The following is a 14,740-nucleotide window of genomic DNA, read 5'->3' as shown; positions in this document are numbered from 1 at the left end:
CACACAGAACGCCCGTAAGTTCTGTAGGTATTGGATAACAGCAAAAGTTCGCATAAAGGCGGGATAAGAGCACACTGGAACCGCGACCGGATGTCGCATCGGGGCCAGAAGACTTGCAGAGACCAGAAGGAGGCGAGTCACATGGCCGACGTCTCTCACCACCGACCAGGTGACCTTTCGGGACACCCCGACGTACCGGAGATGCGGGACAGGTACGCGGCGATGCTGCAGACGCGGGGGGTCGCGGCGGTCGAGGAACTAGTGATCCTCGCCGGGATCTACGCGGCCATCTCCGGCTGGACCGTGCACTTCGCCAACTCGATGCCGACGCTCGCGCTGACCAACCTGGTCGTAGGCATCGCTCTCGCCGTCGTGGGTCTGTGCATGTCCATCGCCCCGGAGCGGTCGCAGGACCTGAACTTCGTGGTGCTGCTGATGGGCGCCTGGCTGATCGTCGCTCCCTGGGTGGTCGCCCGCCACCCCGGCACCGGCGCGGTCCTGAGCAACATCGTCACCGGAGCAGCGGTGTGCCTGTTCGCGCTGGTCGCGGGCGGCATGCTGATGAGCAAGAACAAGAGGGCCACCTGATCCGCGGCGGCTGCCCGCACAGCCGCCCTTCCCAGGGCCCCCGCCCGCGCGAGCCGCGGCCGGGGGCCCGCCCGCGCCTGTCGGCTGATCGTCCGCGCCCCGCGTCAACTCACCCGGCACGCGAAACCCCTGGGGACACAGGGGTGTTGTGCGCGATATCCGGGCGCTGCCCCTATCGTGGACGCATGTCCACCGCCGAGCTGATCCGGATCGTCTCGCGAGACTCGCCCATGGCGCTCGCACAAGTGGAACGCGTACGCGCCGAGCTCGCGGCCCTGCACCCGCGGGTGGCCACCGAGGTCGTCCCGGTCAGGACGACCGGCGACAAGTGGATGGGCGATCTCTCGCTGGTCGAGGGGAAGGGCGCGTTCACCAAGGAGGTGGACGCCGCGCTGCTCGCGGGCGAGGCCGACCTCGCCGTGCACTGCGTCAAGGACGTGCCCGCCGACCGCCCGCTGCCCGCCGGGACCGTCTTCGCCGCCTTCCTCAGGCGCGACGACATCCGCGACGCGCTGATCCACCCCGGCGGCCTCACCCTCGACGAACTCCCCGACGGCACCCGTATCGGCACCTCCTCCGTCCGCCGCATCGCCCAACTCGCCGCCTCCCACCCCCATCTGCGCTGCGTCCCCATGCGCGGCAACGCCAACCGCCGCCTGGAGAAGCTGGCCGCGGGCGACGCGGACGCGCTGCTGCTCGCCGCCGCGGGCCTGGAGCGCATCGGCCGCACGGACGTGATCAGCGAGGTGCTCTCGCCGGACGTGATGTGCCCGCCGATCGGCGCGGGCATCCTCGCCCTCCAGTGCCGGGAGGGCGACCGCGACCTGATCGACCTGGTGAGCGACCTCGGCGACCCGGACGCCCACCGCGAGGCGACGGCCGAGCGGATGTTCCTGCACGTCCTCCAGGGCCACTGCAACAGCCCGATCGCCGGATACGCGCGAGCCGCCCGCAACGGCGACCTCTCGCTGCGGGCCTGTGTGTTCACCCCCGACGGCAAGACCGTCCTCAACGCCCACGAGTGGGCGGGTCCGCTCGACCCGGCCACCCTCGGCACCTCCGTCGCGGTCACGCTGCTGCGCCAGGGGGCCCGTGAACTGATCGACTCGATCGCCCACTGACGGCGCCCGGGACGCGGTGCCTAAGCCTTTGGACCGAGGGGAAGCGCGACCCGGGACCGATCCGGTGGAGATCGCCCCGCCGCTAGCATGACGCCCACTCGCCGGCTTCGTCGTCGATGCCCAGTCCATCGGCGAAGCCGGCGAGAGCATAGGTTCAGTGGGACAGGAAAGCGACTGGACCGGAGGACGCCCGCAGATGCTCAGCCGTACCGATGAGGTCGAATCACTGATGGCCCGGTTCCCGGGAGTGCCCCGGGAAGCCGTGATCAAGGAAGATCTGCTGCGCGGAGGGATGGCCTTCGACGACTCCGCGCTCAGCGACAACGAGTCCGGAGAGGTCAAGCCGAAGTCGTACTTCATCTTCTCCTTCGACCACCGCACCCTGCCGGAGCTCGGCGCGGCGGCGCTGCGCCGCCCCCCGGAGGAGATCGTGCTGACCGGAGGCCCCTACGACCTGCGCCGGACCGTCGTGTCGGTGCGGGTCAACCCGGCGTCGCCGTACCGGGTCGCGGCCGACGAGCACGGCATGCTCGGTCTGTACCTGGACGGCAGGCGGATCTCGGACGTGGGGCTGCCGCCGATGCCGGAGTACTACAAGCACAAGCTGTCCAACGGCAAGTCCGTGATGGAGGTGGCCCCGACGATCCAGTGGGGCTATCTGATCTATCTGACCGTGTTCCGGGTCTGCCAGTACTTCGGCGCCAAGCAGGAGTGCCAGTACTGCGACATCAACCACAACTGGCGCCAGCACAAGGCGGCCGGGCGTCCCTATACGGGTGTCAAGCCGGTCGAGGAGATCCTGGAGGCGCTGGAGATCATCGACCGGTACGACACCGCCAGGGCGTCCACGGCGTACACCCTCACCGGCGGCGCGATCACCTCGCACGTCGGCGGGCGTGGCGAGGCCGACTTCTACGGGATGTACGCCAAGGCGATCGAGGAGCGCTTCCCCGGCCGCTGGACCGGCAAGGTCGTCGCCCAGGCCCTTCCCAAGGAGGACGTACAGCGCTTCCACGACTACGGCGTACGGATCTACCACCCCAACTACGAGGTGTGGGACCGGCGGCTGTTCGAGCTGTACTGCCCGGGCAAGGAGGAGTACGTCGGCCGTGACGAGTGGCACCGGCGCATCCTCGACTCGGCGGAGATCTTCGGCCCCCGCCATGTGATCCCCAACTTCGTCGCGGGCGTGGAGATGGCCGAGCCCTTCGGCTTCACCACGGTCGACGAGGCGATCGCGTCCACGGTCGAGGGCCTGCGCTTCTTCATGTCGCGCGGCATCACCCCGCGCTTCACGACCTGGTGCCCCGAGCCGACCACCCCCCTCGGCAAGGCCAACCCGCAGGGCGCGCCGCTGGAGTACCACATCCGCCTGCTGGAGGCGTACCGGGCGACGATGGACGAGTACGGCCTGACCTCACCGCCCGGCTACGGGCCCGCCGGGCCGGGGAACGCGGTGTTCTCCGTGAGCTCCTTCATGGACAGCCTGCCGGTCTAGGTCGGAGGCGCTCCCGGCATGGTTTATGATTCATCTATATGCGGGCCGCGCTGAGGCGCCGGTTCACCCGCCCCATGTACGAGCCCCGGCAGGTCTCCCCCGTCCTGCCGGGGCTCTTTTGCTGCCCTGACCAGGCGTGGAGCGGTATCGATCGGCCGCCTGTGTTGCGCCTTCACCCGGTTGGGGTCACGCTGATTGCGTTCGCTCTGTATCTGAGTGACTACTTACCGCTTTCTCGGGGCTGTCATGTCAAAGCGGCAGCAGCCGGTCCGCCGGCCGTCCTGATGAGGAGCGCAGTCGTGGGCGTGGTCGTGGAAGTCAACCGTCAGTACACCCTGGACCTGGAGGCGGCCCCCGAGCGGGTGCCGCAGATCCGCCGGATCGTCGCCGCACACCTTCGGTACTGGAAGCTGGAGTGCCTGATCCAGCCGGTCAGCCTCGGGGTGTGCGAGCTGCTCACCAATGTGTTCCGGCACGCCGAGGGCGACAAGAAGTGCACGCTCGAACTGCGCTGGACCGGCCGCCGGCTGACCGCGGCCGTCCTCGACCGCGACCCGCGGCTGCCCGTCCTCGGCGGCGGCGAGCCGCTGGAGGCCCGCGGCCGGGGCCTGGCCATGGTGGCCTCGCTCAGCGACAGCTGGGGCACCCACGGCACGGACGGTGGCAAGGTCGTCTGGTTCACGCTGCGGGCCGAGGCGCCCGACGCCCAGGCCCTGGTCCGGATGCGCCCGCTGCCCGCGCTGGCCGCGGCCCAGCGCGCGCCCGCCGCGGTGACGCGCCGCCCACTGGTCCCGCCGGAGCGGGAGCCGCATCTGTGCGGATGACGCGACGGCGGTACGGCCCCGGCGCCCTGTTTCACGGCACTTCGCGCAGGAACAGGGCGCCGCAGGTGTGACAGAACGGCCGCGCCTGCGCGGTGCCCCAGGCGTCGGACGGCAACTGGGGCCTGCTCATGTCGAGGGCGCGCCCGCACATGGACACCTCCTGGCCGGCACGGACCATGTGCCACTCCTTGAGCGTGTCGTCGGGTGCGGTCATCTCGGCGACGATGCGGTGTTCCATCGTGTGCTGCTCCTTCGTGGGCCCGTGGGTGCCGGGCGCGGGGAGCGCGGCACCGCCCCCACTCTGACGCCCACCCCGGGAGCGCGCACGTCCGACGGCGCCACATGGGCACGCCCCGGAGGCCGGGTGGTGGCCCGGTCATGAATTCCCCGGGAAACCTTACTATTCAAGATTCAATGTTGTAGTTGCTTTAGAAAGGCAAGCAGAGGCGGCTTTGCGCCTTCTTCTCCATAGGTGCCCATCAGCCCGGCCCACCGCCCCGGCGCCCCTGGCCTGCAACTTTACGCAATCGGAGCGTGGCGGAGTGTGACCGGATCCGTATACGACGCGCTGCGGCACCCCCGGACCTGGACAAGACTCGCCCTCGTTCATCCGTCCCTGAATGACAGGAGTGTTCGATATGCGTAAGACGCTTGGGCGTACGACTCTGGTGGCCGCGCTGGCTCTGGCCGGCGCCGCGGTCGCCGTACCGGGTGCGGCCGGCGCCGATCAGCATGACACCCCGGGTGCCGCGATGAGCCTCTACGCGCCCTCCGCGCTCGTCCTGACCGTGGCGCCCGGCACCGGTGACGACGGTGCCTCCGTGCAGCGCGCGGTCACGCTCAGCTGCGCGCCCACCCCCTCCGGCACCCATCCGGCCGCCAAGGGGGCCTGCCAGGAGCTCCGGCACAACCAGGGGAACTTCGCCGCGATCACGGCCGGCCCGCCGGCCGGGGTGGTGTGTACCAAGGAGTGGAAGCCGACGACGGTCACGGCCGAGGGCGTGTGGGAGGGCCAGCGCGTCTCGTACAAGTACACCTTCGGCAATCCCTGCCTCAAGCAGGCGAGCCAGGGCATCGTGTTCGACTTCTGACCGAGCGGCTCCCGTAACACTTGGTACGGACGGCGGGGCACCCCGAGGGGGGGTGCCCCGCTTCGTGCCGCCGCCCCGGCGCCCGCGCGGAGTGCGCCGGGCGGGGCGGCGGCGGACAATGGGGGACGGTCGGAGGTGGCGATGGACCCGGTGACGGCGTTGCGGCGGATCGCGTTCCTGCTGGAGCGCACCCAGGCCCCCACATACCGCGTCAAGGCGTTCCGTACGGCCGCCGACGTGATCGCGGACATGGCGGACGGCGAGCTCGCCGAGCGGGCCGCGGCCGGGTCGCTGGAGTCCGTGCGGGGGATCGGCCCCAAGACCGCCAAGGTGGTGCTGGAGGCCCTGGCGGGCGACCGGCCCGGCTATCTGCGCCGGCTGGAGGAGGAAGGCGCCTCCGCGCCCCTGGCCGAGGGCGGCCAGGAGCTGCGCGCGGCCCTGCGCGGCGACTGCCACCTCCACTCCGACTGGTCCGACGGCGGCAGCCCCATCGAGGAGATGGGGTGGGCGGCGGCCGGGATCGGCCATGAGTGGGCGGTGCTCACCGACCACTCGCCCCGGCTGACCGTCGCCAACGGTCTCTCCCCGGAACGGCTGCGCAGCCAGCTGGAGGTGGTGGCCGAGGCGAACGAGCGGTGGGCGCCCTTCCGTCTGCTTACCGGCATCGAGTGCGACATCCTGGAGGACGGCTCGCTCGACCAGGAGGAAGAGCTCCTGGAACAGCTCGACGTCGTGGTGGTGTCGGTCCACTCCAAGCTGCGCATGGACGCCGCCGCGATGACCCGCCGCATGGTCGCCGCGGTCCGCAACCCGCACGCCGACGTGCTGGGGCACTGCACCGGCCGGCTGGTCACCGGCGGCCGGGGCAAGCGGCCCGAGTCGGAGTTCGACGCGGACGAGGTCTTCGCCGCGTGCGCCGAGTCGGGCACGGCGGTCGAGATCAACAGCCGCCCCGAGCGCCTGGACCCGCCCCGCAGGCTGCTGCGGCGGGCGGTCGACGCGGGTGTGCTGTTCTCCGTCGACACCGACGCGCACGCCCCCGGCCAACTGGACTGGCAGGTCTTCGGCTGCGTCCGGGCGGAGGAGTGCGGGGTCCCGGCCGAGCGGGTCGTCACGACGTGGACGCGCGAGGAGCTGCTGACGTGGACCCGGGAGGGCCGGACACCCGCGCGGGGGTGACCGGCCGGTGCCGCGCGCGGCCCCGGCCCCGTCCACGGCCGGTGACATCGTCTTCTCGGGTGAGCCGGCCGGGTGGCCGTGTCCATCGGCGGCGTCGGCCGGTTGTCAGGGCGTGATCTCAACACGACGTATCGCCACAGTCCTCGCCCTCGCCGCCGGAGTCACGGGCCTCGGCGCCTCCGCGGCGAGCGCCGCGGGCCCCGCCGGAATCCAGCCCGTCGGCGTCTCGCCGATCGCCGCGCTCGACAGCCTCGTGAACAGCTCCGTCCCGGCGCAGGAGCGGGACCGCATTCCCCATGTGGGGCCGCAGCTCGCCCAGTTGAACAAGTTGAACGACCTCAACCAGCTCCACCAGGTCACCGACCCGGTCGCGCCGGTCATGGGCCTGCTGCCGGGCCTGGGGTAAGGCGCGCGACGCGCGGACGGCCGAAGAACGGCCGAATATGTGTTTGCCCCCAGGGCCGAAAGGTGGCTGTCCGCGGGGCGCACGTGCCGGTAGGAATTGCTCAGCGCAAGTGACCGGACGCCGACGTGGTCGGCGTTCCCCGCTGCACTGACAAGGAGACCGCCCGTGATACGGACCCGTTTCGCCTGTCTCGCCCTTCTGGCCGCCGCGGCCGGCGTCGCCGGGACGACCCCCGCCAACGCCGCGCCCGGTGACACCCTGAACATGTGCGCCTCGACGCTCACCCCGACCGGGTGGGTGGACACCCAGTGGTGGAACAGCGCCGGCTGCGGATCGGGCTTCAGCCCGAACAGCAAGCGGATCATGCAGCTCACGGGCTATCCGGTCGGCACCAGGGTCAACGCCTGCGCCTCCACGTACCCGCCCGCGGGCTGGACCATCACCAGCACGTTCTACAACAGCGCCTGCCGCTACTCGGTGGTCCCGAGCTTCGACCCCAACGCCTGGACCATCGTCAGAACGAACTGAGCCACCCGTACGGAACGGGGCGCCCCGCACTCCTGCGGCCGGGCGCCCCGTTCCGCGCTCCCGCGCACCGGGCCACCGCCCGCGGACTACTCGTCCCAGGCCTGCACCACGGTCTGGTCGACGATCTTGCCTTCCTTGAGCGACATCATCGAGTTGGCCAGCACCCGCACACCGTCGGGGTACTCGCAGGACTCCGTGTACGCGACGGTGTCACCCTGGACCACGCACTGCTCCATCCTGTGCGTCATGTCCCGGCCGTAGACGTCGTCGAGCATCCGGGAGATCTCGCCCTGGCCGTGCATGACCATCGGGCGGCTCGGCTGGCTGTTGCGGTCGACGACGCGGACCTCCGCGTCGTCCGCGTAGAGCGACAGCAAGGCCTTCGCGTCGTGACCCTCGATGCCGCGGCGCAGTGTCTCCGTGTCGAAGGCGGTGCCCATGATGACCTCCTCCAGAAGGTCGCGGCCCGCGCCTGGTGGGCCGCGAGGGGCCTACGTTTCGAGCGTCCTCCGCCGGGGCGCCCGGGGCAAGCCGTGCGGCCGGAAGTGGTGTCGTGCCGCGCGGAAACGCCGCCCGCGGGAGATCGTGGGCGCAGGGCACGGTGAGCGGCGGAGGCGGTATGAAGAGCGACGACGGCCCGGAACTCGTCCTGGTGACCGGCGCGACGGGCTACATCGGCGGCCGGCTGGTGGCCGAGCTCCTCGACGCCGGGTACCGGGTGCGGTGTCTGGCCCGTACCCCGCACAAGCTGCGCGACCACCCGTGGGCCGGGCGCGTGGAGACCGTACGGGGCGATGTCACGGACGCCGAGTCCGTCGGGGCGGCGCTGCGGGGCGTGGACGTGGCGTACTACCTGGTGCACTCGCTCGGCACCGGGCGGGGCTTCGAGACCACCGACCGCTCGGCCGCCCGGATCTTCGCCGAGCAGGCCAAGGCGGCCGGGGTCCGGCGCGTGGTCTACCTCGGCGGCCTCATCCCCGCCGGCGTACCGCAGCGGGAGCTCTCGCCGCATCTGCGCTCACGCGCCGAGGTGGGCGACATCCTCCTAGGCTCCGGCGTGCCCACGGCCGTGCTGCGCGCCGCCGTCATCATCGGCTCCGGGTCGGCCTCGTTCGAGATCCTGCGCCATCTCACCGAGCGGCTCCCGGTGATGATCACCCCGAGCTGGCTGGGCAACCGCGTTCAGCCGATCGCCGTACGGGACGTGCTGCGCTATCTCGTCGGGAGCGCCCGGCTGCCCGCCGACGTCAACCGGACCTTCGACATCGGCGGCCCCGACGTCTTCAGCTACGAGCAGATGATGCGCCGGTACGCGGAGGTCGCCGGGCTGCCGCACCGGCTGATCCTGCGGGTCCCGATGCTGCCGCCCCGGCTCTCCAGCGAGTGGATCGGCCTGGTCACCCCGGTCCCCAGCAGTCTGGCGCGGCCCCTCGCGGAGTCCCTGCGCCACGAGGTGGTCTGCCACGAGCACGACATCGCGCGGTACGTGCCCGACCCGCCCGGCACGCCCATCGGCTTCGACGAGGCGATCGCACTCGCCCTGGGGCGGATCAAAGAGGCCAACGTCATCACCCGCTGGTCCTCGGCCGCACTCCCCGGCGCCCCCAGCGACCCGCTGCCCACCGACCCCGACTGGGCGGGCGGCAGCCTCTACACCGACTCCCGCGAGCGCGTGGTGGACGCCTCGCCGGAGGCGCTGTGGCGGGTCATCGAGGGCATCGGCGGGGAGAACGGCTGGTACTCCTTCCCGCTCGCCTGGGCGGTACGCGGCTGGCTGGACCGGCTGTCCGGCGGCGCGGGGCTGCGCCGGGGGCGCCGTGACGCGGCACGGCTGCGGGTCGGGGACTCACTGGACTTCTGGCGGGTGGAGGAGATCACCCGCCCGCGTCTGCTGCGGCTGCGGGCCGAGATGCGGCTGCCGGGGCTGGCCTGGCTGGAGATGTACGCCGAGCGCGAGCCCGACGGCCGCACCCGCTACCGCCAGCGCGCCCTGTTCCATCCGCACGGCCTGCTGGGACACGCGTACTGGTGGAGCGTGTCGCCGTTCCACGCCGTGGTCTTCGGCGGTATGGCGCGCAACATCACCCGCGCGGCGACGCGCGTGGAAGGGGCGCCGGTGGGGCCTACGGTGGCCGCCCGCCTCAGACGCCCCGCTCCTCGACACCGGGGAGATGGACGACGAGCAGGGTGACCGCGGCGAGCAGGAAGTCGCGGGTCGCCGCCTCCAGCCCGTTCCACGTCTTGGACTGCCACATCGCGAACCACTCGCCCCCGACCGCGATGAACCCGGCGCCGAAGAGCAGCAGCACCATCAGCAGCCCCACCGTGCTCAGCCGACGCGCCCGGGCGAGGCTCCCACCCGCCCGCAGCGCCCGCGCCCACACCGCGCCCGCCGCCACCAGCACCAGCGCGGCGACCGTCTCCCACGCGATGATCAGTACGTAGGCGATGTCCTGGAGCGTGGTGGAGTCGATGGCCCGCCAGGTCAGGTCGGGGTCCTTGAAGGTGGTGTCCATGGCGAGGACGTGGTGGACGAAGGCGCGGTTGGTGTCGAAGTCGGTGATGTTCCCGAACGCCACCAGTGCCATGTAGAGGGCGACGGTCGCGGTGAGCAGGGCGGCGGTCAGGGCCAGTACGGGGAGCGCGCCCGCCCGGCGGCGCAGCGAGGGCCTGGAGGAGGGCCTTGGGGTCATGCCCGACTCTCCCCGGCGCTGCCACGGGTGAAACGCGCGACCCGGGATCAGCCGGTGGCGGGACGGTCCGCGATCGCGGTGATCATGAGGTCACCGGGCCGGACCGTGTACAGGACGTCCGCCGTGGTGCCGTCGCCCCATTTTTGGGTGACGACGACGCCCGAGGTGCCCGGACCGGCGGGCCTGAAGGTCCAGGACGAAGGGGCGTTCGGGGCGCGGAACACCGGGTCCTGTGCGGGGTGGGCAGCCGCCCACGCCTTGAGCGCCCGGTTCAGCTCCGGGGTGAGGAACGTCTCGCGCACCTCGTCCGGGGTGGCGTCCTCGGTGGTGCTCATACGGGCCCTGAGATAGGCGGTGAGGAACGCCTCGACCTGGTCCTGCGCGGCGAGGGCGGAAGCCGGCGCGCTCGCGACGGCCGCGACGGGGTCGGGGCCGGGACCGACGGCGACGGCGGACCCGGCGCCCAGCAGGCCGAGCAGCGCGGCGGCCGTCGCGACACCGGGGGCGTGGACTCGCTTACGACTGGTCATGTCGTCGAGTCAAACACCGATCGCGCGGGACGCGGGATCGGGATCGCCCACCCGGGTGGCGCGCCGCGCCGCGCCGCCGGGCGCCGAGGGGCGCACGCAGGACGTGTGCCCCTCGGACCGCCGTCGGCGGCCGGCGGACGGAAGGGGGACCGTCAGAGCTGGCCGGACGCGGCGATGGTGATCTTCGCCTTGGTCTTGCCGCTCTGCGAGCCGAGGCTCTCGATCTTCTTCACGAGCTTCATGCCGTCCTCGTCCGCGACCTCGCCGAAGACAACGTGCTTGTTGTCCAGCCAGCCGGTGACGATGGTGGTGATGAAGAACTGCGAGCCGTTGCTGTTCGGGCCGGCGTTGGCCATGGACAGCAGACCCGGGCGGTCGTGCTTGAGGGTGAAGTTCTCGTCGGCGAACTTCTCGCCGTAGATGCTCTTGCCACCGGTGCCGTCGCCGCGGGTGAAGTCGCCGCCCTGGAGCATGAACTCGGGGATCACGCGGTGGAAGGAGGAACCGGCGTAGCCGAAGCCCTTCTCGCCCGTGGCGAGCGCGCGGAAGTTCTCCGCGGTCTTGGGGACCACGTCGTCGAACAGGTTGAAGTTGATCCGCCCGGCGGGCTCGTCGTTGATGGTGATGTCGAAGTAGACCTTGGTCGTCATGCCCCCCATCCTGACATCCCGTCCGGCGAACCCGCTCTCCGGGCACCCTCGCGGGGGCTCGCGCGGCGGTACGGGCGGGGTGACGGCCCAGGTCGGAGGGTGTGCCGGCGCCGGACGCGGCACCCGTGGGCGGCTGTACGCGTCACTCGCGGGCGGCCGTGCGCGTCAGCCGTCGGCGTTCGCCTCCAGGCAGGTGAGCTCCATCTCGTCGAGATAGGCCTCGTGCGTCTTGCCGGTCAGACGCGCGTTCGACTCGATACCGACCGCCGTCCACCCGGCCATACTCATGACCAGCACCCGCAGCCCGTCGGGGCCGTGTCTGGCCAGCACCCGGTCGGCCGCTTTCAGCGCCTCCTCGGGCACGCGTTCGGCGGGTTCGATACCGACGACCGTACGCAGCAGATCGATCGTGGTGCGGGTGATCTCCGGCGCGATGGCCCGCAGCCGCCGCTCCTCGTCCTTGTCCACACGCCCCTCCTCACCGGGTGCACAGCGGAACAGTAGGGCTATGCCCCGCGGCCCGGAAGGACAAGCCGGCCCACCGCGCGGGCGGTTGGATTGAGCCGGTTCCGCCGGGGCGGCGGCCCGCGGGCGGAAACCCGGTTTGCGGCGGCCGGCCGACGCCGCTACCGGCCCAGACGCGCGAGGAGGTCCCGCACCTGGCCGTAGGCCTCCTCGTAAGCCGCCGGATCCAGGCCGTACAGCCGCTCGTACGCCTCGACCGCCAGCGCGCACGCCGCCAGCGCGTCCGGGTTGCCGGGGCGCGTGTCGTCGTACAGCCCGCCCGCGAGCCGCCGCAGCGCGTCCGCGGCCGTCGCCAGCCGGTCCACCGGCGTCCGCTCGTCCTCGACGGCGATCCGCAGCCAGGACAGACACCCGTCGAGGTCGTCGTGGTCGTTCATCGCCACCTGCGCGACCCGCAGCACCCCCTCGATGTGTCCGGCCCGCGCCGCGGCGGTCCACCACCGCTCGGCCCCGGCCCGGTCGCCCTTCTCGTCCAGCAGACAGGCCAGTTCGTACGCGCACAGCGCCTCGCCCGAGTCGCCGGTCTCGCCCAGGCTGTGGCGCAGACCGCCCCCGGTGGGCCGCTCCTGCGCGGGGGTGAGCCGTTCGGCGGCCTGCCGCCACCAGTGCTCGGCCTCGTCGGTGCGCTCCGCCCGGGCCAGCAGCATGCCGTAGTAGTACGCCCCCCGGCCGTGCCCCCGCTCGGCGGCCTCACGCCACCAGCGCTCGGCCGCCACGTGATCCCCGGCCCGGTACCGCAGGAAACCGGCGTGGACAGCGGCTTCGTCGCTGCCCTCACCGGCCGCGCGGAGCCACAGCTCCTCCGCCTCGGCGGTGCGCCCCCGGCGGTTGAGCAGGACCGCCAGGTTCTGTGCCGCGTTGGTCCGCCCGTTGGCGGCGGCGAGCCGCCACAGCGTCTCGGCCTGCTCGGTGTCCCCGCGTTCGGCCACCAGCGCGGCGAGTCCGTCGGCCGCCGCCCAGTCGCCCTCGTCCATGCCCCGCCGGTACCACCGTTCGGCCTCGTCGTTCCGGCCGTCCTGGAGCGCCACCAGACCGAGGTTGTTGTAGGCGGTCCCGATCCGGCGCTCGGCCGCCAGCTCGTACCAGTGCCGCGCGCCCGCGAGGTCGCCCTGTCCGTGCAGCAACTGGCCGAGGGCCAGCGCGGCTTGCCCGCTGCCCGCGGCGGCGGCTGCCCGGTAGGCGTCCGCCGCCTCACGCGGCCGGCCGGCCGCCAGCTGCCGGTCGCCCGTCTCGCGACGGCGCAGGCCCTCACCGGTCTCCGGGTCCGGGCCGGTGCGCGAGGGGCCGCGCAGGACATCGGTGCCGTCGGCGGTGGCATGCGCCACGACCGCGAAGGCGCTCTCCGACAGACCCTCCTGTCCCGGCGGGCCGTCGCGGACGGCCGGGTCCCAGTGGTCCGGGAAGAACTGGTGGACGGAGGCCACGGTCGGGGCGCCGCCGCCCGGGTGGTGGGTCGAGAGGCCGGACGTGGCGGTGACGGTCAGCTCCCAACTCGGGTTGTCGGTACGGCCGTCGCACTCGATCCCGGCGTCGAGCCGCCAGTGCACCCAGGCGCCGGAGCCGGTGACGGGCGCGAGGACGAGCGTGGCGCTCCCGCCTCCGGGGACGGTGAGCGGAAGCGCGGGCACGTCCTCGTCGACGGGGCGGACGGCCGCCGGGCCGTCGTCGAGCAGCACCTCGAAGTCCGGCCGCCGCAACGGCTCGAACGCCTCGACGGACCGCTGGACGGACTCCAGCAGATCGGGGCTGAGCACCATGTCCGGCACCCGCCGGTGGGCCACGCTGACGCCGTCCGCCACGAGCGAGGCGTGCTTGGTGACCCGGGCCTCCAGACGGACGAGGGTGACGTCCGACGGGCCGTCCGCGGTCAGCGACAGCACCAGGTTGTGGCCGGTGAGCGGGATGAACACGGCCTCGGAACCGGCTCCCGAACCGGGCGGCCCGATCACCGCGAGATGGCTGCGGGTCGTCACCTTCAGCGTGTACGGCACGCCGTCGGGGAGCCCGGTCGCGGGCACGTCCCGTACGGGCCGCTGCATCGCGTACATCGCGGAGCCGGTCGCGTCGGGCGGGGGAGGGGCCGGCGCGCAGGCGCGCTTCGCGGACGCCGCGCGCCGCGCGGCCAGCGTCCCCGACGTGGCGGCGACCGCGAGGACGGCCGCCCACGCGGGCCAGGCGTCCGTGCCGCCCGCGAGCAGGACCGCGCCGCCCAGGACGAGCGGGACGAGGGTGGCGAGGGCCGCACCGCGCGGCGCGGGGTCCCGTGCCATCAGCGGGCCGGACGGGGATGGCGGGCGGCGGTGCGGAACGGACGGCCCCCGAGGTCCACCCGCACGCTTCCGGTCCGGCCCCCGCAGGACCAGTCGAGCCACAGCACCCACGCCACGTCCCCGGCCTCGGTCCTGATCTCCAGGTCGAACACCTCCACCGCGTCCTGGGCCACCTGGTACGGGAAGTCGCTGCCGGAGAGCGGGCGAACCCGCGGCGGGTCCGCGTCGAGCAGCACCTCGAAGCGCCGTGGCGGGATCTCGGCGGCGTGCCGGGAGAGGTCACCGCGGCGGTCCGCGCGCGAGAGCACCTCGACGCGCAGATCGGTGAGCACCACGGGTAAGGACCCGGCCCCGGTCGCGACCAGCCGGAGCGTGTGGCCGCTCGCCGGAATCTCGACAACCCGGCCGCCCTCCTCCAGCGCCACGTAGTCCTGGTTCCTGATCCGCGCGGTGACGTGGACGGGGACCGCCGCGCCGGAGTCCTCCCGCGCCCTGCGCCGCGCCAGCCGGTCACTGACCCGGCGGGGCAGGTCCTGGCTCAGATATGCGGCGGTGGCCGCAGCCACCACCCCGCCCGACCACGACAGCACTCCTCCCGGCGCCCGGACCAGGACCGCGCCGACCGCGGCAGCCCCCGCGCCGCCGATCAGCCAGGCACGACCGCGCCCCCCACGTCTCGCCATCGCACTCCGTCCCGGACACCGCCTGCGGATTCGCCCGCACACCGTATCGGTGGAGCGATCACCTTGTCAGACGGTCGGAACTTCCTGCCGGGCCGGGCCGGAAGGAGAGCGGGCCGAGGGCCCGAGCGTCCCAGTCCGCTGTTCCAGGGACCGG

The 14,740-nt window shown here is 72.5% G+C and carries 17 protein-coding genes; 9 read left to right on the top strand and 8 right to left on the bottom strand.

The genetic code is table 11. The features are described from left to right. The first annotated feature begins 141 nt into the window (after positions 1–141). From ACZ5ID_RS02000 to ACZ5ID_RS01985, 4 genes are all read left to right on the top strand, one after another. Positions 142–588 (top strand): SPW repeat protein, encoded by a 447-nt coding sequence (locus tag ACZ5ID_RS02000; protein ID WP_468892550.1) that lies wholly within the window; start codon positions 142–144, stop codon positions 586–588. Positions 589–773: 185 nt separating this feature from the next. Continuing rightward, complete coding sequence (gene hemC, locus ACZ5ID_RS01995) at positions 774–1,709, top strand: hydroxymethylbilane synthase (protein ID WP_468892548.1); 936 nt, start codon at positions 774–776, stop codon at positions 1,707–1,709. 196 nt (positions 1,710–1,905) lie between these two features. Beyond that, a complete protein-coding gene (locus tag ACZ5ID_RS01990; RefSeq protein WP_468892547.1) occupies positions 1,906–3,207 on the top strand; it encodes a radical SAM protein in 1,302 nt (433 codons plus the stop codon). A gap of 299 nt (positions 3,208–3,506) precedes the next feature. Then, on the top strand, positions 3,507–4,031 hold the full coding sequence (locus ACZ5ID_RS01985) for an ATP-binding protein (protein WP_468892545.1): 525 nt from the start codon (positions 3,507–3,509) through the stop codon (positions 4,029–4,031). 31 nt (positions 4,032–4,062) lie between these two features. Here the strand turns inward: ACZ5ID_RS01985 and ACZ5ID_RS01980 are convergent, their stop codons facing one another. Then, a complete protein-coding gene (locus tag ACZ5ID_RS01980) occupies positions 4,063–4,269 on the bottom strand; it encodes a hypothetical protein (RefSeq protein ID WP_406551316.1) in 207 nt (68 codons plus the stop codon). A gap of 400 nt (positions 4,270–4,669) precedes the next feature. Between ACZ5ID_RS01980 and ACZ5ID_RS01975 the strand changes: the two genes are divergently transcribed. From ACZ5ID_RS01975 to ACZ5ID_RS01960, 4 genes are all read left to right on the top strand, one after another. Continuing rightward, positions 4,670–5,122 carry a subtilase-type protease inhibitor gene (locus ACZ5ID_RS01975; protein ID WP_468892542.1) on the top strand — a complete coding sequence of 151 codons (453 nt, stop codon included), beginning with the start codon at positions 4,670–4,672 and terminating at the stop codon, positions 5,120–5,122. A gap of 141 nt (positions 5,123–5,263) precedes the next feature. Next, positions 5,264–6,301, top strand: a complete 1,038-nt coding sequence (locus ACZ5ID_RS01970; protein WP_468892540.1) for a PHP domain-containing protein — start codon at positions 5,264–5,266, stop codon at positions 6,299–6,301. 112 nt (positions 6,302–6,413) lie between these two features. Next, on the top strand, positions 6,414–6,707 hold the full coding sequence (locus ACZ5ID_RS01965) for a hypothetical protein (protein WP_468892538.1): 294 nt from the start codon (positions 6,414–6,416) through the stop codon (positions 6,705–6,707). 165 nt (positions 6,708–6,872) lie between these two features. Next, entirely contained in the window at positions 6,873–7,235 is a 363-nt protein-coding gene (locus tag ACZ5ID_RS01960; protein ID WP_406551312.1) for a hypothetical protein, read from the top strand. 86 nt (positions 7,236–7,321) lie between these two features. Here ACZ5ID_RS01960 and ACZ5ID_RS01955 read toward each other — a convergent pair whose 3' ends face one another. Further along, positions 7,322–7,675: a nuclear transport factor 2 family protein gene (locus ACZ5ID_RS01955; RefSeq protein ID WP_468892536.1), complete on the bottom strand. Its 354-nt coding sequence runs from the start codon at positions 7,673–7,675 to the stop codon at positions 7,322–7,324. Between the two features lie 179 nt (positions 7,676–7,854). Here ACZ5ID_RS01955 and ACZ5ID_RS01950 point away from each other — a divergent pair, with 179 nt between their 5' ends. Beyond that, on the top strand, positions 7,855–9,426 hold the full coding sequence (locus tag ACZ5ID_RS01950; protein ID WP_468892534.1) for an SDR family oxidoreductase: 1,572 nt from the start codon (positions 7,855–7,857) through the stop codon (positions 9,424–9,426). On the opposite strand, the gene ACZ5ID_RS01945 is transcribed toward ACZ5ID_RS01950, so the two are convergent. From ACZ5ID_RS01945 to ACZ5ID_RS01920, 6 genes are all read right to left on the bottom strand, one after another. Next, a complete protein-coding gene (locus tag ACZ5ID_RS01945; RefSeq protein WP_468892533.1) occupies positions 9,377–9,928 on the bottom strand; it encodes a DUF2165 domain-containing protein in 552 nt (183 codons plus the stop codon). The two genes, ACZ5ID_RS01950 and ACZ5ID_RS01945, sit on opposite strands and share 50 nt — an antisense overlap. Before the next feature lie 47 nt (positions 9,929–9,975). Further along, on the bottom strand, positions 9,976–10,458 hold the full coding sequence (locus tag ACZ5ID_RS01940) for a hypothetical protein (RefSeq protein ID WP_468892531.1): 483 nt from the start codon (positions 10,456–10,458) through the stop codon (positions 9,976–9,978). Between the two features lie 152 nt (positions 10,459–10,610). Continuing rightward, a complete protein-coding gene (locus ACZ5ID_RS01935) occupies positions 10,611–11,108 on the bottom strand; it encodes a peptidylprolyl isomerase (protein WP_468892529.1) in 498 nt (165 codons plus the stop codon). Between the two features lie 165 nt (positions 11,109–11,273). Then, positions 11,274–11,576, bottom strand: coding sequence for a hypothetical protein (locus tag ACZ5ID_RS01930; protein WP_468892527.1), 303 nt, complete (start codon positions 11,574–11,576; stop codon positions 11,274–11,276). Between the two features lie 158 nt (positions 11,577–11,734). Further along, entirely contained in the window at positions 11,735–13,903 is a 2,169-nt protein-coding gene (locus ACZ5ID_RS01925; protein ID WP_468892525.1) for an SEL1-like repeat protein, read from the bottom strand. Beyond that, entirely contained in the window at positions 13,903–14,586 is a 684-nt protein-coding gene (locus ACZ5ID_RS01920; RefSeq protein ID WP_468892523.1) for a hypothetical protein, read from the bottom strand. The genes ACZ5ID_RS01925 and ACZ5ID_RS01920 overlap by 1 nt, the downstream gene beginning before the upstream one ends. Positions 14,587–14,740: the final 154 nt, after the last annotated feature.

Source organism: Streptomyces sp. NPDC031670, assembly GCF_055580545.1.
This window is presented reverse-complemented; position numbering and strand designations above follow the sequence as displayed.